26 protein-coding genes, 5 tRNA genes and 4 rRNA genes are annotated in these 25,272 nt (G+C 46.4%); 32 read left to right on the top strand and 3 right to left on the bottom strand.

What is annotated here, in order from left to right:
• The first annotated feature begins 89 nt into the window (after positions 1 to 89).
• The 17 genes from PK654_RS01215 to PK654_RS01295 all read left to right on the top strand — a co-directional run bounded on the left by PK654_RS01215 (position 90) and on the right by PK654_RS01295 (position 8,121).
• Complete coding sequence (locus tag PK654_RS01215; protein ID WP_271697198.1) at positions 90 to 410, top strand: hypothetical protein; 321 nt, start codon at positions 90 to 92, stop codon at positions 408 to 410.
• A 66-nt stretch (positions 411 to 476) separates the two neighbouring features.
• On the top strand, positions 477 to 797 hold the full coding sequence (locus PK654_RS01220; protein WP_271697200.1) for a hypothetical protein: 321 nt from the start codon (positions 477 to 479) through the stop codon (positions 795 to 797).
• Positions 790 to 1,302, top strand: coding sequence for a hypothetical protein (locus tag PK654_RS01225; RefSeq protein WP_271697201.1), 513 nt, complete (start codon positions 790 to 792; stop codon positions 1,300 to 1,302). Before PK654_RS01220 ends, PK654_RS01225 begins: the two co-directional genes overlap by 8 nt.
• Positions 1,286 to 1,756 carry a hypothetical protein gene (locus tag PK654_RS01230; protein WP_271698760.1) on the top strand — a complete coding sequence of 157 codons (471 nt, stop codon included), beginning with the start codon at positions 1,286 to 1,288 and terminating at the stop codon, positions 1,754 to 1,756. The genes PK654_RS01225 and PK654_RS01230 overlap by 17 nt, the downstream gene beginning before the upstream one ends.
• Positions 1,719 to 2,498: a hypothetical protein gene (locus tag PK654_RS01235; protein WP_271697202.1), complete on the top strand. Its 780-nt coding sequence runs from the start codon at positions 1,719 to 1,721 to the stop codon at positions 2,496 to 2,498. The genes PK654_RS01230 and PK654_RS01235 overlap by 38 nt, the downstream gene beginning before the upstream one ends.
• A gap of 164 nt (positions 2,499 to 2,662) precedes the next feature.
• A complete protein-coding gene (locus PK654_RS01240) occupies positions 2,663 to 2,794 on the top strand; it encodes a hypothetical protein (RefSeq protein WP_271697203.1) in 132 nt (43 codons plus the stop codon).
• A gap of 49 nt (positions 2,795 to 2,843) precedes the next feature.
• The gene (locus PK654_RS01245; protein ID WP_271697204.1) at positions 2,844 to 3,734 is read left to right on the top strand and encodes a major capsid protein P2; all 891 of its coding nucleotides are present in this window, start codon (positions 2,844 to 2,846) and stop codon (positions 3,732 to 3,734) included.
• Positions 3,735 to 3,744: 10 nt separating this feature from the next.
• Positions 3,745 to 4,068, top strand: a complete 324-nt coding sequence (locus tag PK654_RS01250) for a hypothetical protein (RefSeq protein ID WP_271697206.1) — start codon at positions 3,745 to 3,747, stop codon at positions 4,066 to 4,068.
• A 157-nt stretch (positions 4,069 to 4,225) separates the two neighbouring features.
• Positions 4,226 to 4,468 (top strand): hypothetical protein, encoded by a 243-nt coding sequence (locus PK654_RS01255; protein WP_271697207.1) that lies wholly within the window; start codon positions 4,226 to 4,228, stop codon positions 4,466 to 4,468.
• Positions 4,456 to 4,866 (top strand): hypothetical protein, encoded by a 411-nt coding sequence (locus PK654_RS01260; RefSeq protein ID WP_271697208.1) that lies wholly within the window; start codon positions 4,456 to 4,458, stop codon positions 4,864 to 4,866. Before PK654_RS01255 ends, PK654_RS01260 begins: the two co-directional genes overlap by 13 nt.
• A 1-nt stretch (position 4,867) precedes the next feature.
• Positions 4,868 to 5,335 carry a hypothetical protein gene (locus PK654_RS01265; RefSeq protein ID WP_271697209.1) on the top strand — a complete coding sequence of 156 codons (468 nt, stop codon included), beginning with the start codon at positions 4,868 to 4,870 and terminating at the stop codon, positions 5,333 to 5,335.
• 3 nt (positions 5,336 to 5,338) lie between these two features.
• Positions 5,339 to 6,031 carry a hypothetical protein gene (locus PK654_RS01270; RefSeq protein WP_271697210.1) on the top strand — a complete coding sequence of 231 codons (693 nt, stop codon included), beginning with the start codon at positions 5,339 to 5,341 and terminating at the stop codon, positions 6,029 to 6,031.
• Positions 6,028 to 6,570 carry a hypothetical protein gene (locus tag PK654_RS01275; protein ID WP_271697211.1) on the top strand — a complete coding sequence of 181 codons (543 nt, stop codon included), beginning with the start codon at positions 6,028 to 6,030 and terminating at the stop codon, positions 6,568 to 6,570. The genes PK654_RS01270 and PK654_RS01275 overlap by 4 nt, the downstream gene beginning before the upstream one ends.
• A gap of 51 nt (positions 6,571 to 6,621) precedes the next feature.
• Positions 6,622 to 6,828, top strand: coding sequence for a hypothetical protein (locus PK654_RS01280; RefSeq protein WP_271697212.1), 207 nt, complete (start codon positions 6,622 to 6,624; stop codon positions 6,826 to 6,828).
• 53 nt (positions 6,829 to 6,881) lie between these two features.
• The gene (locus PK654_RS01285) at positions 6,882 to 7,310 is read left to right on the top strand and encodes a M15 family metallopeptidase (protein WP_271697213.1); all 429 of its coding nucleotides are present in this window, start codon (positions 6,882 to 6,884) and stop codon (positions 7,308 to 7,310) included.
• Entirely contained in the window at positions 7,310 to 7,708 is a 399-nt protein-coding gene (locus tag PK654_RS01290; protein ID WP_271697215.1) for a hypothetical protein, read from the top strand. The genes PK654_RS01285 and PK654_RS01290 overlap by 1 nt, the downstream gene beginning before the upstream one ends.
• 203 nt (positions 7,709 to 7,911) lie before the next feature.
• Complete coding sequence (locus PK654_RS01295; RefSeq protein WP_271697216.1) at positions 7,912 to 8,121, top strand: hypothetical protein; 210 nt, start codon at positions 7,912 to 7,914, stop codon at positions 8,119 to 8,121.
• A gap of 48 nt (positions 8,122 to 8,169) precedes the next feature.
• Here the strand turns inward: PK654_RS01295 and PK654_RS01300 are convergent, their stop codons facing one another.
• The 3 genes from PK654_RS01300 to PK654_RS01310 form a co-directional block, all read right to left on the bottom strand.
• Positions 8,170 to 9,207, bottom strand: a complete 1,038-nt coding sequence (locus PK654_RS01300; protein WP_271697217.1) for a hypothetical protein — start codon at positions 9,205 to 9,207, stop codon at positions 8,170 to 8,172.
• Between the two features lie 12 nt (positions 9,208 to 9,219).
• Positions 9,220 to 9,483: a hypothetical protein gene (locus PK654_RS01305; RefSeq protein ID WP_271697218.1), complete on the bottom strand. Its 264-nt coding sequence runs from the start codon at positions 9,481 to 9,483 to the stop codon at positions 9,220 to 9,222.
• Positions 9,484 to 9,598: 115 nt separating this feature from the next.
• Positions 9,599 to 10,660 carry a site-specific integrase gene (locus PK654_RS01310; protein WP_271697220.1) on the bottom strand — a complete coding sequence of 354 codons (1,062 nt, stop codon included), beginning with the start codon at positions 10,658 to 10,660 and terminating at the stop codon, positions 9,599 to 9,601.
• Positions 10,661 to 10,766: 106 nt separating this feature from the next.
• Here PK654_RS01310 and dusA point away from each other — a divergent pair, with 106 nt between their 5' ends.
• The 15 genes from dusA (at position 10,767) to PK654_RS01385 (ending at position 25,121) form a co-directional block, all read left to right on the top strand.
• On the top strand, positions 10,767 to 11,771 hold the full coding sequence (gene dusA, locus PK654_RS01315; protein WP_271697222.1) for a tRNA dihydrouridine(20/20a) synthase DusA: 1,005 nt from the start codon (positions 10,767 to 10,769) through the stop codon (positions 11,769 to 11,771).
• Positions 11,772 to 11,927: 156 nt separating this feature from the next.
• A complete protein-coding gene (gene pspG, locus PK654_RS01320) occupies positions 11,928 to 12,137 on the top strand; it encodes an envelope stress response protein PspG (protein WP_271697223.1) in 210 nt (69 codons plus the stop codon).
• Positions 12,138 to 12,351: 214 nt separating this feature from the next.
• Entirely contained in the window at positions 12,352 to 12,582 is a 231-nt protein-coding gene (locus PK654_RS01325; protein ID WP_271697225.1) for a hypothetical protein, read from the top strand.
• An 85-nt stretch (positions 12,583 to 12,667) separates the two neighbouring features.
• A complete protein-coding gene (locus PK654_RS01330) occupies positions 12,668 to 14,500 on the top strand; it encodes an assimilatory sulfite reductase (NADPH) flavoprotein subunit (protein WP_443088719.1) in 1,833 nt (610 codons plus the stop codon).
• A complete protein-coding gene (cysI, locus tag PK654_RS01335; protein ID WP_271697229.1) occupies positions 14,500 to 16,233 on the top strand; it encodes an assimilatory sulfite reductase (NADPH) hemoprotein subunit in 1,734 nt (577 codons plus the stop codon). The genes PK654_RS01330 and cysI overlap by 1 nt, the downstream gene beginning before the upstream one ends.
• Positions 16,226 to 17,005 carry a phosphoadenylyl-sulfate reductase gene (locus PK654_RS01340; RefSeq protein WP_271697231.1) on the top strand — a complete coding sequence of 260 codons (780 nt, stop codon included), beginning with the start codon at positions 16,226 to 16,228 and terminating at the stop codon, positions 17,003 to 17,005. The genes cysI and PK654_RS01340 overlap by 8 nt, the downstream gene beginning before the upstream one ends.
• Positions 17,006 to 17,545: 540 nt before the next feature.
• Positions 17,546 to 19,098: ribosomal RNA gene (locus tag PK654_RS01345) — 16S ribosomal RNA — on the top strand.
• A 63-nt stretch (positions 19,099 to 19,161) separates the two neighbouring features.
• Positions 19,162 to 19,238, top strand: a tRNA-Ile gene (locus PK654_RS01350).
• A gap of 101 nt (positions 19,239 to 19,339) precedes the next feature.
• Positions 19,340 to 19,415 (top strand) — tRNA-Ala (locus tag PK654_RS01355).
• Between the two features lie 320 nt (positions 19,416 to 19,735).
• Positions 19,736 to 22,624: ribosomal RNA gene (locus PK654_RS01360) — 23S ribosomal RNA — on the top strand.
• A 128-nt stretch (positions 22,625 to 22,752) separates the two neighbouring features.
• Positions 22,753 to 22,868 (top strand): 5S ribosomal RNA (gene rrf / locus PK654_RS01365).
• Between the two features lie 316 nt (positions 22,869 to 23,184).
• Positions 23,185 to 24,736 (top strand): 16S ribosomal RNA (locus PK654_RS01370).
• Together the 16S, 23S and 5S rRNA genes with 5 tRNA genes alongside form the textbook arrangement of a ribosomal RNA operon.
• Positions 24,737 to 24,860: 124 nt before the next feature.
• A tRNA-Glu gene (locus PK654_RS01375) sits at positions 24,861 to 24,936 on the top strand.
• A gap of 2 nt (positions 24,937 to 24,938) precedes the next feature.
• Positions 24,939 to 25,014 (top strand) — tRNA-Lys (locus PK654_RS01380).
• A gap of 31 nt (positions 25,015 to 25,045) precedes the next feature.
• Positions 25,046 to 25,121, top strand: a tRNA-Val gene (locus PK654_RS01385).
• Positions 25,122 to 25,272 lie beyond the last annotated feature (151 nt).

The raw sequence follows: 25,272 nt of genomic DNA on the forward strand, positions 1-25,272 counted from the left end.
GAGCCATGCGGATAACTCCCGTTGGAAGGGTTTTTGTGAGTTGGCCGGTAAAGCAAAACTGGCCTATCAGGAAAAGCTGAACAAATACGATGAAGACCAAAAAGGTTATTGGTATCCAATGGCTGGATAAGGTCATTGAAACCGCCGCTGAAACTTACGCTTTAGTGAAGAAATCAGAGGTGGGGCGCTTTAAAGAGTCGCGGAGCGGCTCACCTTGGAGCACTGAAAATAAGTGTAACCAGACCCCAGAAATCAATATTTCCAGTTTGGAAAAAGCATTGATGGACGTGACCGGATGGAGCGTTAAAGGGGTTCAATGTCTGCTTGCACCACTACAACGAGGGGCGCGAGTCCCGATAGATAAATACACCACCATTAAGCTGTCCAATGGTCGGCTTTTGGTGACCTAAACAACGCCAACGATGTGAATCAGGGGCAACCTATTAACTTCTAACGTCGAGAGACAGGGGAACACCATGCAACAATTTAATATTGATGAACTTAAACACGATTTAGCAGCAATGGACGCGGGCGACGAGCTCACCAACAGCGTGTTAAGTCAGATTGAGAGCTTAAAAGGAATGGATAAAGGCAAGCTGATGCAAAAGGCGATGGGGGCTGCAATGAGCGGTAACCTGTCGCTGGAAGCCTTTGGCCTGCCAACCAACCTGTTTGAGCAGCTTGAAACTCTCACCAAAATAAACAACGTAGCCCGCAGTAAATACCGCGCAACGGTGAATGCCCGCATTCATGAGCTGGAAAGCATCGAAGAAGCCGAGGTGGTGGAAAATGTCTAAGTACACTAACCCCGTTCGGGGGCAAGTGCCTTGTCCTGTTTGCACTAAAACCGCCACGGTTCATCAGGTCGGTGAAGGTAAGCTTATCGCTGAAGGTGAGCCCCTAAAAAACGGGCGCAACCTTGGTTTGCTTTATTACCGCTGTCCAGACTGCGGTAACAGCTCCATCAGCAAAAGCGTTAATCAGTACATTGAAACCGCCCTTAACGTTGAAATCTCGGTTGAAGATGAAAATCCAACCGTTAGCGAAGCGTTAGAAGGTTCGGTTGAAAGTGCTGCGTTAACCGAAACTGTGATTGAGCATGAAGCCAGTGCTGACAAGGTTGGAAGCGTTGAACCAACCGAAAGCCAAAAAGAGGATAAACCGGCTAGAACGGGACTCTCTCCGCTGGTTAAACGTGTCTTTATCGGGTTGGTCATACTGCTTGCATTGATTTGGGCAGCTCGCCGCCTGTTGCCGAAAAAGTCAGAAGAGCGTGGGGGTGATGATGTCGCAACCGCATGATTCCGAGTTGGAAACCGCGCAAGATGATTGGGGCGATTTTGGCGCCGTCATTTCTCAGCTTGAGCAGGAAGAGAAAACCGAAGCGTTAACCGAATCCAACCAGAGCGCAACCGAACCGAAACCCGATAACACGGAGTCATTAAGTGCCCTTTTGGGTGTCGTATTTATGATCTCCGAAAAGGCGACCTCAATCGTGTCTGGCGTAGATTTTGAGTTTGATGAGAAAGGCAAACAGGAAGTGATAGGCGCGGCTTTACCGGTGCTTAATAAACACGGCGGCGTTGTGGCCGGTTGGATGGGGGATTATGTCGAAGAGGCAACGCTAATCCTTGCAGTGCTTGGTTTGGTGTATGTCTCACGCAATAGCCTTAAAACCTTAAAGGCTGAGAAGCTGGAAAAAGAGCGGAGGGAGCAAGATGGCAAAGAAAAAGCCCGCGCCGCTAAAGCTGCCTAATCCGGTTAACTCTAACGCCTCGCTTAACGCAAAACATACGATTTATCTGGCTGGTACCGGCGGGGGTAAAACCTCTGCTGTGTACCATATGGATTTAATCCCCAAAGGGGCGCAGGTGGTGATATTCGACCCATATCAGGGTTACGCCAACAAGATGCTTAAAGGTCAGAAGGTGCACGGGGTGAAAACCCGTGTCGCCTTTGTCAAAGCCTTGGTTATTGCAAGGCGTACCGGTAAGCCGTTTAAGCTGGCCTACATACCAGCTATGGGCGCTTGTGAGGATGAACTTGAGTTCTTCAGTGCGGTGGTGTGGTCGGTTGGTAATGGTAAGGCGGCGGAGCTGCACACCGTCATTGAAGAGCTGGCTTCTTGTGTGGAAGCGTCCGGCAAACTTCGAGGCAAAGCCGGTGAACTACTTCGCGGCGGCCGTCAGTTTGGCTTAGTCATTCATACCTTGTTCCAGAAAGCACAGGAAGTGCCTAAAACCGTTACTGATCAATCAGACCGTTGGTGGGTTGGCAAAGTGAATTCCGGCCGAGATGCTAATTGGGTAGCGAGAGAACGTGAAATTCCACTTACTGATATCACTAGCCTGGTCAGTGCAAAAGAGAACAACGAGCGAATAGGCAAACCCATTGCTGAATACTTGCTGATAACCACGTTCGGCAAGGCTGATAAAGGGGCATTTAACTGTTCAACCGGACAGCACGTTCCTCTCAATTACGCCTCAAAATCTAAGTGATATACATCACAATCCAACCTATAGGTTAAAAGTTTAACCTATAGGTTACTCCTTCTATCTTCGATTTCCCTTTTTCCCTACCTTGAAAACTCCTCAGCCAGTTATGGCGGTTAAGCATGTACAAAATTGCATTCAATTTATTTGTTAGTAAAGGATTCGAAAATATGTTCGGAATTACAAAATCTCAGTGGAAAGTGGTAGCGGTTGCCGTGGTGGTGATGCTGCTGGTGATGTACGCGATTCACAACGTGTCTGCATTGAATGATGTCGCTGAAAAAGTGGGTTTGGACGACTAGCGTCTAAACCTTGTTTCTATTGGTTTTAATCTAAATAAGAGAGAAAAAAATGGCTTCAGCACAACAAGAACAAGCGGCACGCGTTCAGGCAAAAGGCGTTTATGACGTCCGTCAGGTGGACTTACCGCCGTTTCGTAATGGTAACCCGTACGGTAAAGAGGCGGTGCTTGATATTACTGACCTTTATACCTACTCATCTATCTGCGTTAAGTTCGATTTACCCCTTAAACGTCTTGGCCGCGTCTCCCTAGAGCGTAATGGCCGTGAAGTGTTCGGTGTACCAGCAGATTTCTTCCGTGAGCGTGATGAGTACCTGAAGAATGATACGCAAATCAAAGGCGTAGATGGCGCAACAGAAACCCGCCTGACCATCGACTTTGCCGATGAAAACCTGAAAACCCTGCTTGGTATTCGCCGTGGTGAGCTGGTGATGCTTGATGGTGAGCGTTTAACGCTGAAAATCAAAGTCAATCCACGCGCTTCTGGCGACCCTGAAATCCCAAGCTTCTCCGCAACGGCGCGGGTGAGTACCGCTCAGGCGGTTCGTTTTGACCAAATCAAGTTTTTGCACACCTCAGTAACACACTCACTGGTTGGCCTGCAAAAGCATGACTTCCCATTTGCCGGTATGAACAACCGCATTCGCCGTATGTTCGTAACGACTGAGAATGACGATATTAAGAAAATCGCCATTCGCCGTGATACAGCGGTAGAGCGTGAAATCTCAGTGGAAGATCTCATCTACAACCAGCAACGCTATGGCGATAAGAAGCCACCGGCAAAAGGTTTCTGGATTGATTTCGTTGAGCTTGGCTGGGCGAATGATACGGCATTCATTCCGGCGGCGCTGAACTCGCTGAAACTGGAGCTTGATAAAGCTACAACCGGTGAAGTTGAGTTTTATGTTGAGCTGTTGGAAGTCGAAGCGCAAGTAAGCTAAGGGGGCGCTAATGGCTAGTAATCCTGCAACAGGGGAGACGGCATCCAATACGCCTTGGTACGAAGGTATCACTGACAGCGTAGGTGGTTTTTTTGGTGATGCGCTGGACTTTAGTAAAGGCGTTTATGACAACGTGACCGCTAATAAACAGGCGGACGTTGAGCGCGTCACCAATGAGAACGCTACCCGCACCGAGCAAGCGCGTGTCCAACTGCAAACCGACCAGCTTAACTACCAGCGTGAGAAAGACGCAGAAAACCGCAAGCTGATGATGGTAGGCGGCGGCATCGTACTGGTGCTGATTATCTTGGCATTGTTGTTTAAAGGGAAATAGGGGGAAGTATGCCTTTGTTATTAATCCCCGTGGTTTTTGGTGGCGGCTTATTGACTGGGTGGTGGGGAACCACTGAAACGGTTGAAGCCGTAACAGGCGGTAAAACTGGGCGCATTCCTCCGGTTGTGTATCTGGTGCTGTTAGTCGCTGGATACCTATGGGCAAAGAAAAAGGGGTATCTCTGATGTTTGGATTATCAGGTGGTATTTCTGGTGGTGCGGGCGGTATAAGTCCCTCCTCTTCTTCATCCGCTACCAACGGTGATTTTCAGGGTGGTGGTACGGGTAACGTCACGTTTTATAACGGTACGTCCGTACCTCAAACCTCAGGCGGCCAGATACAAAAATATCTCATGTTTGGTTTGGTGTTTCTTTTGGTGGTGATGCTATGGAAAAAGTAAACAAAATCGGCTGGTCATTAGAGCTTCAGGCACGGCTACAGGCTGAAGGGTTTCTGCCTCACATCATCGAAGAGATAAAACGCGATTGCGCGATGGGTCGCGGTGAAATCTATCAAGCAGGTGAGCTCATCATTATCAGCCGTGTGGATGCGCTGCCAAGTGGAGGCCATGAGGTGGTCTGGGTGGCTTCTCTTGGTCGCGGCCTGAAAAAGTGGGCACAGCGTTTTTATGATGCGGCGGCGCGGGCTGGCGCAACGTATATCCGTTTTCATGTAGATGAGAGCGATAAGCGGGAAAAGCTGCTGCTTAAACTCATTAAGAGCTGGAAGCCGTTCAAAATCGAATGGCAGACCAATGACGCTGATATGGGTGTGTACCGCGTAAAACTGGGGGGCTGAGATGAGTAAAAGTAAAAGCTCCCAGAGTAGCGTTACTAATAACACCACAACCAACAACGTTCTTGACGGCGGCGCTATCAAAGCAAGTTTTGATTTTGCTGAGAACATGGCCGAAGAGGGGTTTGAGTCGGTTAATGAAGCGGTAAAAACGGCGGGCAATGCCAGTGTCAAAGCCATAGACGGCAATGTGGAAGTATCAAAAGCGGCATTAAACACCGTGGCGAATATTTCTGATATGGCACTCGATAAGTTTGCAGACGTGAGTAACGGCTCTCTGGATACCTTAGCGGCTCTGCAGAACAGCCAGAACTCAAGTAATGCGCAGCTTTTAAAAGGCATTCAATCAACGATTAAGTCCACTAATACGGGCGGCGCGTCCGATGTGTTGGAGAACCAGAAAATCTCACTGATTGTGATTGCGGTAGTGATTGTCATCGTGGCATGGCTGGCGTTTAGAAAAGGTAAGTAGCAAATGAAATACGAGCAATATTTAACAACAGGTAAAACCGTACCGGTCTCGATTACAGGCCGCTACATCCATCTGTCAAAAGGCGAAGAAGTTCAGGTGATAGCGAACGGCCGGACAATGGATATCTATCGCGGCTTTACCTTTGATGTTGAAAGCGAGTTCACAGAGCTGGTTATCACTCAAAACGGCGTGGACGGCAACATTGAGCTGCTTTGCTCTGATGTGCCGTTTACCGCTGGCGTGGATGGTTCAAAGCTTAATATCAATGCGGATTTATCCATTGAAGATTTTGAGGTGCACTTTGGTGGTCACCGTCAGCCGGTAGAGCTTGACCCTGAGCAGAAGGTAAAAACGGAAGTGACCAACTGGCCAAACGAGCAGAAGGTGAATGTGGTCAACATGCCACAGACACCAGAAGTTCAAAAGGTGCATGTAGTCGGGGAGGACAAATCAAACCTGCGTTTTATTCCCAAAGACACCATGACTAAGTCCGGGACAATAACCGGTAATGCCAGCCGCGCTGAACTCATCATTAAAGCAGCAGACGGAAACAGCCAGTCTCTTTGGTTGGGCGGCTATGCTGAGCGCGGTTATGAGCTGCGAGCAGGTGAAGCGTTCGTACTCACCAACGGCGCTGAAATGGATGTGCTCATTCCAACCGACTGCAAGCTTTACGTATCGGAGGTGACCGCATGAGTTATGTCATTCCGGCACCGGCAAAGATTGAGTTTCCTGAACAAGTGGCACTGTCGGATAAAACCGATGGCAGCCGCTCTGATGTGGCTGCCAGTGAGAAGTCTGTGGGGCTGGTGTCCTCGGCACTGAGCAATAAAGCTTCTGAGCTCACCGGCTCTATAGAGCAAGTTTCCCTTGATGTAGAGAGTGCAAAGCAAACAGCTAATAGCGGTGTATCAAAAGGCGATAGCGCACAGGCAAAAGCGGATTCGGCTTATGCGCTGGCTCAGGATGCCAAAAACACTGCAATCGCAGGTCAGAACAGTCGCACGTTTGGCGCAGTGGATACGTACACCGTGGCTCAGCACACCAATTACATTGTTAACGGATTAAAGTGCGGACAAAACATCTCAGGGGGCAATCTTAAAGTGCGCAGGGCTGGGCAGTGGGAGCAGCCCTATGGTGAAGATATTTCGCTGTCCGGAGTGTGGAAGTTGGTTTCAATGGGCACAAATTACAGCAACAGAGACATGACAGGCCTGTTCCTAAGGATTTCATAAATGAAAAGAGAATATTTCTTAAATCGCAACGAAAAGCGCACTGTTCTAGGTGTGACAAACATTCGTTATTCATCAGCAGACCAAACCACGATTGACTGTGAGATCGCCTTTGCTGAATTCCAGTTTGAATCTCTGCCATACACGGCGGATAAGTTCGACTGTGAAGCAATGGGGCGCGAGCTGTTCAATGACCTGAATAACGGCGTTTATGGTGAGGTTGCGCCGTATGTAGCTCCAGAGTCTGAAGAATCGGAGTGATCCGAATGAAAGCTATTTACTTTCTGCCTTTGTTTTTAATAGGAATTTATCTGATGAATAAGAAAAAAATAGATAAAACGGTCGGGGGCTGGGTGCTATCAGCCCGCAGTGAAGCCAACATGATAGGCGTTCACCCTGATCTTAAAAAAGTAGTTAAACGTGCGTTAGAGCTTAGCCCGTTTGATTTTGGTATCACGTCCGGCAAGCGCACAAAGGAAGAGCAAAACGCACTCTTTAAACGTGGAGCAAGCCAGCTTGACGGGTACAGCAAAAAGAGCCGGCACCAATCCGGTCACGCTGTCGATTTCATGGTTTACGACGAAGATGGTAAAGGTACATGGGGCTTTAGTTACTACGAGCAAGTAAGCTGGGCGTTCAAACAAGCCTCTCGTGAACTCAATATCCCGATTGTCTGGGGCGGCGACTGGACAAGCTTTAAAGATGGTCCACATGTTGAACTGGATAAAAAGGAGTATGCCTAATGCTCGGAATTATCGTGAGTTCAATGCTTGGTATGGTTACCGACAGCATCAAAGGCAAGCGTGAAGAGAAAGCAAAAGAGCGGGAAATCAAAGCTGAAGAGCAATCTAAGCGCCTTGAGCATACTCAGCAAGGCAACTTGAGCGCGAGTGAGTTAGATGCTCTCAGCATTAAGCAGGTGGGCTGGAAAGATGAGTTTCTATTAATCGTCACCTTCATTCCGGTGATCATGTGCTTCTTTCCGGATTTAGTTAGCTACGTCCGTGAAGGTTTTGCAGTACTGGAAACCATGCCTGAGTGGTTTAAGTATCTTGTAGCGTCCGTAGTAATTCATTCACTTGGATTCAGGCGCTTTATTCTTCCTATGTGGGAAGCTTTCGCTAAAAGGAAGTGGGGGTAACTATGATAGAGCTAATGCAGTACTTAACATCAATGGGTATGCCCCCTTCTACCATTATTATCATCGGTTTGTTTTGGAAGCAGAATAATCGATTGATTCGTCTGGAGACCAAAGTCTTTTAATCAACTCCAACCTGTATCACTAAATTGATCAGGTATATGCCATATAGTGCTTATTGCCTAATTCATAGCTATGGAGGAAATATGGCAGATGTAGATCACTCACTAGTAAACTTTGGTCAAGAACATGAGCTGAACCGACACCTTAGAAAAGCAGGTAAAAGACAGACTCAAGAAAATCGTGATGCTCTAATAGAAATTGGAAAGCAGGAGAAACAAAAGTTGGGGAAAGCCCGCTTACAGCATGGAGAGCTAGAGGCAGCAATAGCTAAAAAGAAAAATCGCTTAGAGTAACTTAGAACACAAGAGCCATGTAAACTGGCTCTTGTATTCCATATTAGCTTATTTACTCATCTCTCTTACTGCCTGAGCAACAGGTTTAGACAATATTTCGACAACTGATTTTTGATTAGATATGTCGTCATTTGATGCAGAGGTATATCCAGTAGGTTGAGGGGAGAAAATACAACTTGAAGCTTGTAGTAAAACTGCGTCTCTAACCCCTTCGTCACCTGATGCTTCAACCAATGCAGTATGTGTCATAAGTGCATTTTGTCGATGTTTGTTAACGATGGCATTGTGTTTATGATTTAAAAAATTCTTAGAGGCAAGAAATAACATATAAGCCATAACAAAAAATATTAAGAATTTACTTAACGCCAATTGAATCGCATCATATGTTGTTTCAGGCTTTAGCCACGGTATTTTGTGTAAGAAAAGAGATAGGACAGCAAAGACACCTAACGCAAAGGCCAATTTGATCGCATTTGATTTCCAAGTTTCTGCTTCGTTTGTATGAAATTCATATTCAGAGTTAAAGTGTGCAGCTTGTTTGGTTACACCTTCTTCCGCAGCCACTCGTCTAATTTCTTCTAATACTGTTTTAGCGTCTTTTTCATGAGTAGCTAGAGATGCAGATATCTTTTCTGATTTGTCTTCTATCGATTGAAGTGTTGCACGTGCGTCAGAGTCTAGCCGTTGGAAGTCTGCTGAACGATGTAAGGAATAAGATATATACTCATGTAAGCCTTGGAAAGCTGGCTCATAGGCGTTAATTATATTTTGAATGTAAGTGTTTCGAACACTTGTAGGGTTTTGGTGGGAACTTACATCAAATTGAAGTATTTGGTTAAAGACCTTGTAATGATCATTTGCATAATTTCGTATTGATGATAAAACGCTATCTGGAAAATCTTGTAAAGCAGATATTGATAATCTTTTGTAAAGATCTATCAACAATTGTGCAGGTGCTATCGCTTCCGAAAAATTAAGGGTGCTTCCTAGTTCACTCTCTCTGGCTAAAGATGTCGCATCGAATTGTTGAATTCTTTCTAATGAATCTTTTGTTTCTGCATATATTTCTTCGCTACCAACTGTCATAAGTATCGTTGCCTATTTTCTATCTTCAAGTGCATTTGCAATTCGACTCAGTATTTCGCCAAGTCCTCCCATGTGCTCATCTGAGTAATCCCCTGACTCTACTTGAATGTTATTTTTTCTTTCTAATTCAAGGGCTTTTTTTGCCTCAATGACTGCTTCTATAGACGTGGAGTATGTGTCAGCTAATTCTTGTGCTCTACTTAAAAACATCTCCAAATCATCTTCTCGAACACGATACTGTGTCCTGACAGGTTGATCTCCTAGTACTCCCATCACATAAACTCCTATTTTGATTAAGGTATTGAAATATAGATTTTTGTTAAGCCAAGTTATCACTAACACCTTGTTCATATCAACTGGGTGTATATACATGTAAAAAATGACTTCGTATCTATCTCTCGTGAAGCTTATGTGGAAACAGTTGAGTATAAACTTGCCAAAGTATATTCAGATTTCTATGCCCGGTAACCTGCGCAACTTCTTCAATAGAATAACCTTTCTCAAACAACCGGCTTGCACCTTCCCGTCTTAAATCGTGATAGCGTAAATCCTCAATACCAAGACTATTTCTGACTCGCTGAAAGCCTGCGGTTACACTGCGGGGGTTGTAGGGAAAAATAAGCTCATTCTTATTAGGCTGACGCATAGCAATATCAAAAGATTCACCCAACAACGGTACAATCATATGATTACCTGCCTTTTTACGTGGATCTTTCCTGTCCCGTACCAGAACAGTTTTATGTTCTTCGTTGAGATCTTCCCAGCGAAGCTTGCAGACTTCACCGATACGCATACAGGTTAGAATGCTGAAATCCAGTATGTCAGTAAATGGTATTCTGGTTTTACCGTTTGATCTGAAATCTTGGCGTGCAACTAAACCTTCTCTCAGCAATACCAACTCTTCAGAAGTTGGGCGGCGGGTTCTTTTGTTACTTTTTCCGACAAGGTTCATATCGGTCAGAACAGGTACTGCTTCTTCAAAAATCTGGTAATTGGCTGCGATGTTGAATACTGGCTTTGCTTTTTTCATAACAGAACGCAAATAAGCAATGTCGTGATAAATAGTAACGGGCTTTGCTCCTGCACCTTTTCGGTTCTTACAATGCTCAATTAAGTCACTAGTTAGTAGTTCATTACTATCTATCTTCGCAATATCACAATCGCGGAGCATACGAATAACATACTGCTTGGTTCGTCCGGTTTTGTCCCATAGTTCGCGTGTATCCATATACAAATCAAATAGTACGGATAGTGGTACGGATTTAAGCCGGTTCGTGTCCGGATTTTCTAAATCGTTAACTCTTTTCATGCCATAAGAGCGAGCATGATCTTTCTTTTTAAAAGTTTTCGATTCTCTGTGTATAATCGCCGAATTCTTTTTAACGACTATGTCTACGGTGAAGCGTAATTCGCCGCTGGCTAGTTTACGTTTTTTAATGCTGAATGATGCCATTGTCCTACTCTCGCCATACGTACTAAATGCGTACTGGTTGAAGATATTGAGCGCAATTCTAGCTAATTACTGTACATTTATACAGTATCGGTAAATGAGATAAAACATGACCACTACTAATTCGGCCAGTGATTTCAACAGTTCCCGCTTTTCTATTGCACCCATGCTCGATTGGACTGACAGGCATTGTCGCTATTTTCACAGACTACTGACTAAAGAGTCTCTGCTTTATACGGAAATGGTAACAACGGGAGCGATTATCCATGGTAAAGGCGATTTTCTCGCTTATAACGAGGAAGAGCATCCGGTAGCACTTCAGCTTGGTGGTTCGAATGTTTCTGATCTGGCCAAGTGTGCAAAATTGGCGGAGCAGCGTGGTTATGATGAGATAAACCTGAACGTAGGCTGCCCTTCAGACCGGGTGCAGAACGGACGCTTTGGTGCATGCCTGATGGCCGAACCGGATCTGGTTGCTGACTGCATTAAAGCAATGAAAGATGTGGTGAGTATTCCTGTTACAGTAAAAACCCGTATCGGTATTGATGAGCAGGACTCTTATGAGTTTCTGACCCGCTTTATTTCTACAGTGCATGAAAATGGTGGTTGTGACGATTTTACTATCCATGCCCGAAAAGCCTGGCTGAGTGGTTTAAGCCCGAAAGAGAACAGAGAGATCCCACCGCTGGATTATCCCCGTGCTTACCAGATCAAGAAAGATTTCCCGCACCTGAATGTGAGTGTTAACGGTGGTATCAAAACATTGGCAGAGTCTCTGGAACATTTGCAGTACCTTGATGGCGTAATGGTCGGGCGTGAGGCATATCAGAGCCCTTATCTGTTATCAGAAGTTGATCGGGTTATCTTTGGTGCAGACACTCCGGTGAAGAAGCGCAGTCAGGTTGTTGAAGAGATGTACCCATATATAGAGAAGCAACTCTCTGAAGGGGCTTATCTGGGTCATATCACCAGACATATGCTTGGGCTGTTTCAGAATATGCCGGGAGCACGCCAGTGGCGACGCTATATCAGTGAGAATGCTCATAAAAAAGGAGCAGGAATAGAAGTCGTCGAAACGGCGTTAGCCAAGATTCCTGCAGAACTTGGTGTGTAAGATTCACCAATAAGTTGGCAAATTTAACCAGTCTAAATATTAAAGAGAGAGTAACTAAGTTGCTCTCTTTTTTTAATTGCATGATCTGTATAAGTTTTTCTTTACTGAGCAAGTTGGCCTGAATCCTGCTGTTATCAGTTAAAGAGGAGAATGATTATGTTTGAACTACTGTTTTTATTTGTTTTTTTGGCTGTGCTGGTGTTTACAGGGGTAACCATGATGACGGTATTTCTGGCAATAGTTGCCTCGTTTGTCATTATGTTTGTCTTAGGCATGCTTGGCTTTGCCCTTAAACTGCTTCCATGGCTGATAGCTATCGCATTCGGTGTCTGGTTCTATAAGAACTATTTTATATCAGCGCGCTAATACTCCTATCGAAACTGATTTGGCAACCGGCATTTTGGCCGGTTGCTAGTCTTCTGAGCCGCTCTCCGCTTCTTACCAAATAGCTTTAAATCTGACTTTCAATATAACTAATGCTTATATCGTTTGTGAATTAGTTAGTAAATTATTAGTAATAGTCCATGCTTATTATGGAGGAAACTCGGATTTAGTTAGTGGACAAGTAAGGATACCGGCTATGACTCTTACGGAATTAAAGGCTTTATATCGGGATAATCAATTGGTCGAGGCTATCATCGAGCCATCTATTCAGGATGGGAGCTGGGTGGTTGAATTCAGGCATGCCCGGGGAGGCTTTGTGTTATTAACCGACGCTCAGGGAGAAGAGTGTCAGTACGTAGATCTGGATGTAGCATCAAAATCAGCAATGGCTGTAGGCTTTCATCAGGTAAGGATTGAAGAGAGGTAACCCAAGTTATATCTCCAAAAGTTATAAAACATAAACTTCTATTCTTTCTTGTTATTAAAAGGAGTGGTTAATCTATCGTTACGCAATGAATAGGAATGTCGTGACTATGTTATTAAAGGAACTCTCTTCGCTGGCTAGTCCATTAAACGACCAGCAAACAGAACAACTCAAGCAGGCAATATCTGAACTCTCACCTCAGCAGTTAGCATGGGTGAGCGGATATTTCTGGGGAATAAGCCAACATCAGCCGGCAGGGTTTACTGCTGCACCTCAAGTATCTGTAGCTTCTCAACCTGCACCGGCAGGAAAACTATCGATTATTTACGCTTCTCAGACAGGAAATGCCAAAGGCGTTGCTGAGAAACTAAAGCAAGGCGCAGTAGCCAGAGGTATCGAAACAGAACTTTATGATGCCAGTGATTATAAAGGTAAGAATCTGGCAAAAGAGAGCCATGTCATTATTGTCGCTTCGACAAACGGTGAAGGTGAAGCTCCGGATAATGCCATTGAACTTCATGAATTTCTGCAATCAAAGAAAGCGCCTAAGCTGGACAAGCTGCAATACGGCGTGATTGCTCTTGGAGATTCAAGCTATGAGTTTTTCTGTCAGACAGGTAAGGACTTTGATCAATACCTGTCGAAGCTTGGTGCAAAATCCTTTTTACCACGTGTCGACTGCGATGTTGATTATGAAACGGCTGCACAAGAGTGGTCTGATAGCGCCCTTAGTATCGTAGAAGAGGCTCTGACAAGTGCACCTGAAGCTGAAGTCGTTCAGTTACCAGTGGCGAACTCTGCCCAGAGTCAGTACTCGAAGAGCAACCCTTACAGCGCGACACTGTTAACTAACCAGAAGATCACAGGCAGAGACTCAGGTAAAGATATCCGTCATATCGAAATTGATCTGGATGATTCCGGTATTACTTATCAGCCGGGTGATACCTTGGGTGTCTGGTATGAGAACAGCCCAGAGCTGGCAGACGAGATCCTTAACAAGACAGGACTGTCAGGCAGTGAAGAGATTGAACTGGATGAACAGACCATTACTCTTCGTGATGCCCTGATCTCCAAATACGAAATTACCTCAGCTAATCCTCAGTTAGTTAAAAAAATCGCCGAACTTTCCGGAAGTAAAAAGCTACTTAAGCTGGTGGATGACAACGAAAAGCTTCGTGCCTATGCAGGGAAGACTCAGATAGCCGATGTACTGGCAGAGAAGAAGGTGAAACTTTCTGTTGCTGAGTTGACTGGTTTGTTGCGTCGCCTTACACCACGTCTCTATTCAATCGCTTCCAGTCAGGCAGAAGTGGAAGATGAAGTTCACCTGACTGTCGGACTGGTTGAGTATCAGAACGGTTCGTCTACACGCCTTGGTGGTGCATCAGGATTTTTGGCTCAGCGACTAGAAGAAGATCAACCGGTAAAAGTATTTGTTGAACACAATAACAACTTCAAATTGCCGGAAGACGATAACACCCCAGTGATCATGATTGGTCCGGGAACCGGAGTGGCACCTTTCCGCAGCTTTATTCAGGAGCGGGAAAACCGCGACGCAAGTGGAAAGAGCTGGCTATTCTTCGGAGATCGTACATTTACTCAGGACTTCCTCTATCAGGTGGAGTGGCAGAAATATCTTAAAGATGGCGTTCTTAGCCGTATGGATGTTGCCTTTAGCCGCGATCAAAAAGAGAAGATCTATGTGCAGGATCGGTTATTAGAGAACGCTGCAGAAGTATGGCAGTGGATAGAGCAGGGTGCTCATATCTATGTTTGTGGTGATGCCGGTCATATGGCTAAAGATGTCAACAGCGCTCTTATTGAAATAGCCAAAACCCAAGGTGGGCTGGAAGCAGAACAGGCAGAGTCATTTATTAATGGACTACGAAAAGAAAAACGTTATCAGAGGGACGTGTACTAATGAGCAAGCAAAATCAGAATTCAGAACAGGTTGTACTAAATGAAGTGCTTGGTCCCCTGTCAGATAACGAACGTCTGAAAAGAGAGAGCAACTTTCTACGCGGAACCATTACAGAAGATCTTCAGGACGGTATTACCGGTGGCTTTACCGCAGATAACTTTCAACTGATTCGTTTCCATGGCATGTACCAGCAAGATGACCGCGACATTCGTAATGAGCGCGCAAAACAGAAGTTGGAACCATTGCACAACGTTATGTTGCGTGCCCGTATGCCGGGAGGGATTATTACTCCTAAACAGTGGCTTGCCATTGATAAGTTTGCCGATGAGCATACCAGCTACGGAAGTATTCGCCTGACAACACGTCAGACATTCCAGTTTCATGGTGTTCTGAAACCACAAATTAAGCTTATGCATCAGACGCTGAACAGCATTGGTATAGATTCCATTGCTACAGCGGGTGACGTAAACCGTAATGTATTGTGCACCAGTAACCCGGTTGAGTCAGAACTCCATCAACAAGCTTATGAGTGGGCGAAAAAGATCAGTGAACATCTTTTACCTAAAACCAGAGCCTATGCGGAGATCTGGCTGGATGGAGAAAAAGTCGAAACCACCGATGAAGAGCCGATACTAGGCAGCAACTATCTGCCACGTAAATTTAAAACTACGGTAGTTATTCCACCGCAAAATGATGTGGACGTGCATGCCAATGACCTGAACTTTGTCGCTATTGCAGAAGATGGCAAGCTGGTGGGCTTTAATGTACTAGTGGGTGGCGGACTGGCTATGACTCACGGTGATACTGCCACTTATCCGAGAAAAGCCGATGACTTTGGCTTTATACCGCTGGATAAAACCTTGGATGTTGCTGCTGCTGTCGTTACTACTCAGCGCGATTGGGGTAACCGATCTAACCGTAAAAATGCCAAAACCAAGTACACACTCGACAGAGTAGGTATTGATGTATTTAAAGCGGAAGTTGAGAAAAGAGCGGGTGTTAGCTTCTCTGAGTCACGGGCATATAGCTTTAGTGAAAGAGGGGATCGCATCGGCTGGATAAAAGGCATTGATAACAAGCATCACCTGACGCTGTTCATCGAGAATGGTCGTCTGTTGGATTTCCCTGATAAGCCTCTTAAATCCGGAGTAGCTGAAATCGCCAAAATCCATAAAGGTGATTTCCGTATGACGGCTAACCAGAACCTGATTGTTGTCGGAGTGGAACAAGATCAAGTTGGAGTTATTGAAGAGATTGCCCGTCAGCATGGCTTAATTAATGATGGAACAACGGAACAGCGTAAAAACTCTATGGCATGTGTGGCATTTCCGACTTGTCCTCTGGCTATGGCTGAAGCTGAACGCTTCCTTCCTTCATTTGTTACTGATGTTGAGCAGATCTTGCAAAAACACGGCTTACCTGAAGAAGAGAGCATTATCTTAAGAGTAACAGGCTGTCCGAATGGCTGTGGCCGGGCAATGCTGGCGGAAATTGGCTTAGTAGGAAAAGCGCCGGGACGCTATAACCTCCACCTTGGTGGTAACAAAGCCGGTACTCGTGTTCCTAAGATGTATAAAGAGAACATTACCGATAAGCAGATCTTACAAGAGATTGATGAACTAGTTGCCCGCTGGTCAAAAGAGCGTAATGAGCACGAAGCCTTTGGTGACTATGTCATAAGAGCAGGCATTGTTGACGAAGTCATCGTATCCAAGAGGGACTTCTATGCATAGTTCATTAGAGAAACAATACCATCTGGCGGATCTGCTTCAGCAAAACAAAGCGATGCAAAGCCTATATCTGGCAGAGCTTAATGTGGAGTTAGAAAAGCTCAGTGCAGAGCAAAGGATCAAATGGGCACAGGAGCACCTGCCCGGTCAGCAGGTAGTATCTTCAAGTTTCGGAATTCAAGCGGCAGTAATGCTGTCGCTTGTTACTAAGCAGCAACCAGAGGTGCCGGTAATTTTGACCGATACCGGATATCTGTTCCCGGAGACCTATCAGTTTATAGATACTCTCACAGAGCAACTTAGCCTTAATATCAAAACATATCGATCAGAGCTAAGCCCTGCATGGCAGGAAGCGCGTTTTGGTCAGTTGTGGCTACAAGGTGTTGAAGGAATCAAAAAATACAACCAGCTTAATAAAGTTGAACCTATGAGAAGGGCACTGAAAGAGCTGGATGCTTCAGTTTGGTTTTCCGGCCTGAGAAGAGAGCAATCAGAATCACGTAGTAACCTGCCGGTTCTCTCTGTACAGAATGGCGTTTTTAAGTTCTTACCTATTGTTGATTGGAGTGAAGAGCAGGTTGCAGATTATCTGGAGCAAAACAATCTTCCTTATCATCCGTTAAAAGAGAGTGGCTACACCTCTCTAGGTGATCACCACACTACCCGTAAACAAGAAGAAGGTATGAATCAGGAAGAAACAAGATTCTTTGGCCTTAAAAGAGAGTGTGGCTTACATGAAGATGATGATCTGCAACAGGACGGGCTAGGTATATAAAGGCAAAAAACGGGCAGAAATGAATAATTCTGTGGATAACTTGTGTTTATAACTTGAGTAAAGTTATAAAAATAAGGCTTTTGTTTGTTTTCTGTCCGAACAGCTAAGTTTTTACAAAAAAGAGTGAAAAAGGGGTTGCCAATGTGATTTCGATCTCTATAATGCGCCCTCACTGACACGGCAGACACCACAAGGGTTAGTCAGCCAAATCAGTTAAGGCAGCAGCCTGGCAATGTGACTTTTTCTTACGCTTTTAAAGCGAAGATAAAAAAAGTAAAAAAGTGTTTGACACTTCACATTAAATCGCTAGAATGGCCGCCTCGCTTCAGGGAAGACCTTAACGGAAACCAAGAAGCAAAGCTCTTTAACAATTTAAACCTATCAATCTGTGTGGGCACTCGTTGATGATAATCAAATTAGAAACTTCGGTTTCAATTCGGTTTCAATGATACGAAGTGACCAACGAGTCGAAAGACTCAGCACAGTCAATTCAAACATTACTTATGTAATGTTCAGTATTCATTGAGCCAACAAAAACTTAAATTGAAGAGTTTGATCATGGCTCAGATTGAACGCTGGCGGCAGGCCTAACACATGCAAGTCGAGCGGAAACGGCAACATTGATTCTTCGGATGATTTGTTGGACGTCGAGCGGCGGACGGGTGAGTAATGCTTAGGAATTTGCCCAGTCGAGGGGGATAACTATTGGAAACGATAGCTAATACCGCATACGCCCTACGGGGGAAAAGAGGGGACCTTCGGGCCTTCTGCGATTGGATAAGCCTAAGTGAGATTAGCTAGTTGGTGAGGTAATGGCTCACCAAGGCGACGATCTCTAGCTGGTCTGAGAGGATGATCAGCCACACTGGAACTGAGACACGGTCCAGACTCCTACGGGAGGCAGCAGTGGGGAATATTGCACAATGGGCGCAAGCCTGATGCAGCCATGCCGCGTGTGTGAAGAAGGCCTTCGGGTTGTAAAGCACTTTCAGCAGTGAGGAAGGTAGTAATGTTAATAGCATTATTATTTGACGTTAGCTGCAGAAGAAGCACCGGCTAACTCCGTGCCAGCAGCCGCGGTAATACGGAGGGTGCGAGCGTTAATCGGAATTACTGGGCGTAAAGCGCATGCAGGTGGTTTGTTAAGTCAGATGTGAAAGCCCTGGGCTCAACCCGGGAAGGTCATTTGAAACTGGCAAGCTAGAGTACTGTAGAGGGGGGTAGAATTTCAGGTGTAGCGGTGAAATGCGTAGAGATCTGAAGGAATACCGGTGGCGAAGGCGGCCCCCTGGACAGATACTGACACTCAGATGCGAAAGCGTGGGGAGCAAACAGGATTAGATACCCTGGTAGTCCACGCCGTAAACGATGTCTACTTGGAGGTTGTTCCCTTGAGGAGTGGCTTTCGGAGCTAACGCGTTAAGTAGACCGCCTGGGGAGTACGGTCGCAAGATTAAAACTCAAATGAATTGACGGGGGCCCGCACAAGCGGTGGAGCATGTGGTTTAATTCGATGCAACGCGAAGAACCTTACCTACTCTTGACATCCAGAGAACCTTAGCAGAGATGCTTTGGTGCCTTCGGGAACTCTGAGACAGGTGCTGCATGGCTGTCGTCAGCTCGTGTTGTGAAATGTTGGGTTAAGTCCCGCAACGAGCGCAACCCTTATCCTTGATTGCCAGCACTTCGGGTGGGAACTTCAGGGAGACTGCCGGTGATAAACCGGAGGAAGGTGGGGACGACGTCAAGTCATCATGGCCCTTACGAGTAGGGCTACACACGTGCTACAATGGCGTATACAGAGGGCGGCGAACTCGCGAGAGTAAGCGAATCCCAAAAAGTGCGTCGTAGTCCGGATTGGAGTCTGCAACTCGACTCCATGAAGTCGGAATCGCTAGTAATCGTGGATCAGAATGCCACGGTGAATACGTTCCCGGGCCTTGTACACACCGCCCGTCACACCATGGGAGTGGGCTGCAAAAGAAGTAGGTAGTTTAACCTTCGGGGGGACGCTTACCACTTTGTGGTTCATGACTGGGGTGAAGTCGTAACAAGGTAGCCCTAGGGGAACCTGGGGCTGGATCACCTCCTTAACGATAGATTGTGCATTGATGAGTGTTCACACAGATTGATTAGGTTTAGAAAAGTAAAGATATGGGTCTGTAGCTCAGGTGGTTAGAGCGTTCGCCTGATAAGCGAGAGGTCGGTGGTTCAAGTCCACTCAGACCCACCAAATCTTCTGATAACGGCGTTAGATTGCTCGTCGTGTACTTAAGTACACGTCCTTACAATCTGCCTTGTTCTCAAACGATTTAAAAGTTACACCATACTGATGGGGCTATAGCTCAGCTGGGAGAGCGCCTGCCTTGCACGCAGGAGGTCAGCAGTTCGATCCTGCTTAGCTCCACCATCTTTAAGTGTTTTCTCTTTGAGAATATTTAAAAATGGTTTCGATACTTCTTTGTAAGTAAAGAATCTTTGCTCTTTAACAATTTGGAAAGCTGACAGATAACAATTTGATTGATTGTTATCTAATTAAAAGTTCTCAAATCCTAAGTCTTTTTTAGATTTAGGTACCAACACACATTCAAGTGTTCTTGGAAGCAACATTACTGAGTAATGATGCTTATATTTGAGTCCGGCAAAATCGAAATGTCTCTCGCTCATTCAAATAATGAGAGACACAAACCTTGGTTGTTTGCCATACATAGAAACCTCTTGGGGTTGTATGGTTAAGTGACTAAGCGTACACGGTGGATGCCTTGGCAGTCAGAGGCGATGAAGGACGTATTAACTTGCGATAAGCGTAGATTAGGCAGTAAAAGCCACTTGAGTCTACGATTTCCGAATGGGGAAACCCAACTGCATAAGCAGTTACTGTTAACTGAATACATAGGTTAACAGGGCAAACCCGGGGAACTGAAACATCTAAGTACCCGGAGGAGTAGAAATCAACCGAGATTCCGAAAGTAGCGGCGAGCGAAATTGGATTAGCCCTTAAGCTTTTAATGATGCAGGTGAATGGTCTGGAAAGTCCAGCGATACAGGGTGATAGCCCCGTAACCGACACGTCATTATTAGTGAAATCGAGTAAGGCGGGACACGTGATATCCTGTCTGAATATGGGGGGACCATCCTCCAAGGCTAAATACTACTGACTGACCGATAGTGAACCAGTACCGTGAGGGAAAGGCGAAAAGAACCCCTGTGAGGGGAGTGAAATAGAACCTGAAACCGTGTACGTACAAGCAGTAGGAGCACCTTCGTGGTGTGACTGCGTACCTTTTGTATAATGGGTCAGCGACTTATATTTAGTAGCAAGGTTAACCGATTAGGGGAGCCGTAGGGAAACCGAGTCTTAACTGGGCGTCGAGTTGCTAGGTATAGACCCGAAACCAGGTGATCTAGCCATGGGCAGGTTGAAGGTTGAGTAACATCAACTGGAGGACCGAACCGACTAATGTTGAAAAATTAGCGGATGACTTGTGGCTAGGGGTGAAAGGCCAATCAAACCTGGAGATAGCTGGTTCTCCCCGAAAGCTATTTAGGTAGCGCCTCGGACGAATACTACTGGGGGTAGAGCACTGTTAAGGCTAGGGGGTCATCCCGACTTACCAACCCTTTGCAAACTCCGAATACCAGTAAGTACTATCCGGGAGACACACGGCGGGTGCTAACGTCCGTCGTGGAGAGGGAAACAACCCAGACCGCCAGCTAAGGTCCCAAAGTATAGCTAAGTGGGAAACGATGTGGGAAGGCTCAGACAGCCAGGATGTTGGCTTAGAAGCAGCCATCATTTAAAGAAAGCGTAATAGCTCACTGGTCGAGTCGGCCTGCGCGGAAGATGTAACGGGGCTAAGCTATACACCGAAGCTGCGGCAATATCTTTTAGATATTGGGTAGGGGAGCGTTCTGTAAGCCGTTGAAGGTGAACTGTAAGGTTTGCTGGAGGTATCAGAAGTGCGAATGCTGACATGAGTAACGATAAAGGGGGTGAAAAACCCCCTCGCCGGAAGACCAAGGGTTCCTGTCCAACGTTAATCGGGGCAGGGTAAGTCGACCCCTAAGGCGAGGCCGAAAGGCGTAGTCGATGGGAAACGGGTTAATATTCCCGTACTTCTTACAATTGCGATGGGGGGACGGAGAAGGCTAGGTGGGCCTGGCGACGGTTGTCCAGGTTCAAGTGCGTAGGCTGATTTCTTAGGTAAATCCGGGAAATCTTAAGGCCGAGACACGATGTCGAGCGCCCAAGGGCGTGAAGTCATTGATGCCATGCTTCCAGGAAAAGCCTCTAAGCTTCAGATTGTAAGGAATCGTACCCCAAACCGACACAGGTGGTCGGGTAGAGAATACCAAGGCGCTTGAGAGAACTCGGGTGAAGGAACTAGGCAAAATGGTACCGTAACTTCGGGAGAAGGTACGCTTCTGACGGTGAAGTCCCTTGCGGATGGAGCTATCGGAAGTCGCAGATACCAGGTGGCTGCAACTGTTTATTAAAAACACAGCACTGTGCAAAATCGTAAGATGACGTATACGGTGTGACGCCTGCCCGGTGCCGGAAGGTTAATTGATGGGGTTAGACTTAGGTCGAAGCTCTTGATCGAAGCCCCGGTAAACGGCGGCCGTAACTATAACGGTCCTAAGGTAGCGAAATTCCTTGTCGGGTAAGTTCCGACCTGCACGAATGGCGTAATGATGGCCACGCTGTCTCCACCCGAGACTCAGTGAAATTGAAATCGCTGTGAAGATGCAGTGTACCCGCGGCTAGACGGAAAGACCCCGTGAACCTTTACTACAGCTTGGCACTGAACATTGAGCCTACATGTGTAGGATAGGTGGGAGGCTTTGAAACTGTGTCGCCAGATACAGTGGAGCCATCCTTGAAATACCACCCTTGTATGTTTGATGTTCTAACTTAGCCCCGTTATCCGGGGTGAGGACAGTGCCTGGTGGGTAGTTTGACTGGGGCGGTCTCCTCCCAAAGAGTAACGGAGGAGCACGAAGGTGGGCTAAACACGGTTGGACATCGTGTGGTTAGTGCAATGGCATAAGCCCGCTTGACTGCGAGAATGACAATTCGAGCAGGTGCGAAAGCAGGTCATAGTGATCCGGTGGTTCTGAATGGAAGGGCCATCGCTCAACGGATAAAAGGTACTCCGGGGATAACAGGCTGATACCGCCCAAGAGTTCATATCGACGGCGGTGTTTGGCACCTCGATGTCGGCTCATCACATCCTGGGGCTGAAGTCGGTCCCAAGGGTATGGCTGTTCGCCATTTAAAGTGGTACGCGAGCTGGGTTTAGAACGTCGTGAGACAGTTCGGTCCCTATCTGCCGTGGGCGTTGGAGAATTGAAAGGGGCTGCTCCTAGTACGAGAGGACCGGAGTGGACGAACCTCTGGTGTTCGGGTTGTGTCGCCAGACGCATTGCCCGGTAGCTAAGTTCGGAATCGATAACCGCTGAAAGCATCTAAGCGGGAAGCGAGCCTTGAGATGAGTTCTCCCTGATACTTTAAGTATCCTAAAGGGTTGTCGTAGACTACGACGTTGATAGGCAGGGTGTGTAAGCGTTGTGAGGCGTTGAGCTAACCTGTACTAATTGCCCGTGAGGCTTAACCATACAACACCCAAGGGGTTTTGTTTTGGACTCAAATAGAACATTGAATGTGTAAATAAGACTTTTAAACAGCTTTCCGATTTGTTGGTTTTCACTTTTTTAGAAAAAGTGAAATCAAAAACAGAATTTTGCTTGGCGACCATAGCGTTGTGGACCCACCTGATTCCATGCCGAACTCAGAAGTGAAACGCAATAGCGCCGATGGTAGTGTGGGGCTTCCCCATGTGAGAGTAGGACATCGCCAGGCTTTTAATTTCTACTTGCCTCTATGAGGTGAGTTACCATAATGTTTTTATTGAATTAAATGAAAATATTATGTTGACTTTATAAGTAGAACGCGTATTATACGCCTCCTGCTGAAATGCTTAGGCATATAAAGCAAAGCTCTTTAACAATTTAAACCTATCAATCTGTGTGGGCACTCGTTGATGATAATCAAATTAGAAACTTCGGTTTCAATTCGGTTTCAATGATACGAAGTGACCAACGAGTCGAAAGACTCAGCACAGTCAATTCAAACATTACTTATGTAATGTTCAGTATTCATTGAGCCACAAAAACTTAAATTGAAGAGTTTGATCATGGCTCAGATTGAACGCTGGCGGCAGGCCTAACACATGCAAGTCGAGCGGAAACGGCAACATTGACTCTTCGGATGATTTGTTGGACGTCGAGCGGCGGACGGGTGAGTAATGCTTAGGAATTTGCCCAGTCGAGGGGGATAACTATTGGAAACGATAGCTAATACCGCATACGCCCTACGGGGGAAAAGAGGGGACCTTCGGGCCTTCTGCGATTGGATAAGCCTAAGTGAGATTAGCTAGTTGGTGAGGTAATGGCTCACCAAGGCGACGATCTCTAGCTGGTCTGAGAGGATGATCAGCCACACTGGAACTGAGACACGGTCCAGACTCCTACGGGAGGCAGCAGTGGGGAATATTGCACAATGGGCGCAAGCCTGATGCAGCCATGCCGCGTGTGTGAAGAAGGCCTTCGGGTTGTAAAGCACTTTCAGCAGTGAGGAAGGTGGTAGTGTTAATAGCACTATCATTTGACGTTAGCTGCAGAAGAAGCACCGGCTAACTCCGTGCCAGCAGCCGCGGTAATACGGAGGGTGCGAGCGTTAATCGGAATTACTGGGCGTAAAGCGCATGCAGGTGGTTTGTTAAGTCAGATGTGAAAGCCCTGGGCTCAACCCGGGAAGGTCATTTGAAACTGGCAAGCTAGAGTACTGTAGAGGGGGGTAGAATTTCAGGTGTAGCGGTGAAATGCGTAGAGATCTGAAGGAATACCGGTGGCGAAGGCGGCCCCCTGGACAGATACTGACACTCAGATGCGAAAGCGTGGGGAGCAAACAGGATTAGATACCCTGGTAGTCCACGCCGTAAACGATGTCTACTTGGAGGTTGTTCCCTTGAGGAGTGGCTTTCGGAGCTAACGCGTTAAGTAGACCGCCTGGGGAGTACGGTCGCAAGATTAAAACTCAAATGAATTGACGGGGGCCCGCACAAGCGGTGGAGCATGTGGTTTAATTCGATGCAACGCGAAGAACCTTACCTACTCTTGACATCCAGAGAATTTTCCAGAGATGGATTAGTGCCTTCGGGAACTCTGAGACAGGTGCTGCATGGCTGTCGTCAGCTCGTGTTGTGAAATGTTGGGTTAAGTCCCGCAACGAGCGCAACCCTTATCCTTGATTGCCAGCACTTCGGGTGGGAACTTCAGGGAGACTGCCGGTGATAAACCGGAGGAAGGTGGGGACGACGTCAAGTCATCATGGCCCTTACGAGTAGGGCTACACACGTGCTACAATGGCGTATACAGAGGGCGGCGAACTCGCGAGAGTAAGCGAATCCCAAAAAGTGCGTCGTAGTCCGGATTGGAGTCTGCAACTCGACTCCATGAAGTCGGAATCGCTAGTAATCGTGGATCAGAATGCCACGGTGAATACGTTCCCGGGCCTTGTACACACCGCCCGTCACACCATGGGAGTGGGCTGCAAAAGAAGTAGGTAGTTTAACCTTCGGGGGGACGCTTACCACTTTGTGGTTCATGACTGGGGTGAAGTCGTAACAAGGTAGCCCTAGGGGAACCTGGGGCTGGATCACCTCCTTAAACGATGATTGTGCATTGATGAGTGTTCACACAGATTGATTAGGTTTAGAAAGTAAAGAGAGTAAAGATACCTGCTTGATAGCGGGTATTGTTGTGAAAGTGCCCAACACTTTTACAAACCTATGTCCCGTTCGTCTAGAGGCCTAGGACACCGCCCTTTCACGGCGGTAACAGGGGTTCGACTCCCCTACGGGATACCATTGGGTCGTTAGCTCAGTTGGTAGAGCAGTTGACTTTTAATCAATTGGTCGCAGGTTCGAATCCTGCACGACCCACCATTCTTCCTCCACGAAGAATTAAAACTACAGTGGGCGATTAGCTCAGTTGGGAGAGCACCTCCCTTACAAGGAGGGGGTCACTGGTTCGAGCCCGGTATCGCCCACCATTCTCTAAATGTTTTTGGATAGACTCCAAACCAATGGTTGTTAATTGTTGGTTTGTTTTTCGTCGCTGAGAATCTTTAGAAAATGTCTATTACAGATATTGCTCTTTAACAATTTGGAAAGCTGACAGATAACAATTTGATTGATTGTTAT

This window comes from Vibrio sp. SCSIO 43137, from assembly GCF_028201475.1.
Lineage (GTDB): Bacteria > Pseudomonadota > Gammaproteobacteria > Enterobacterales > Vibrionaceae > Vibrio.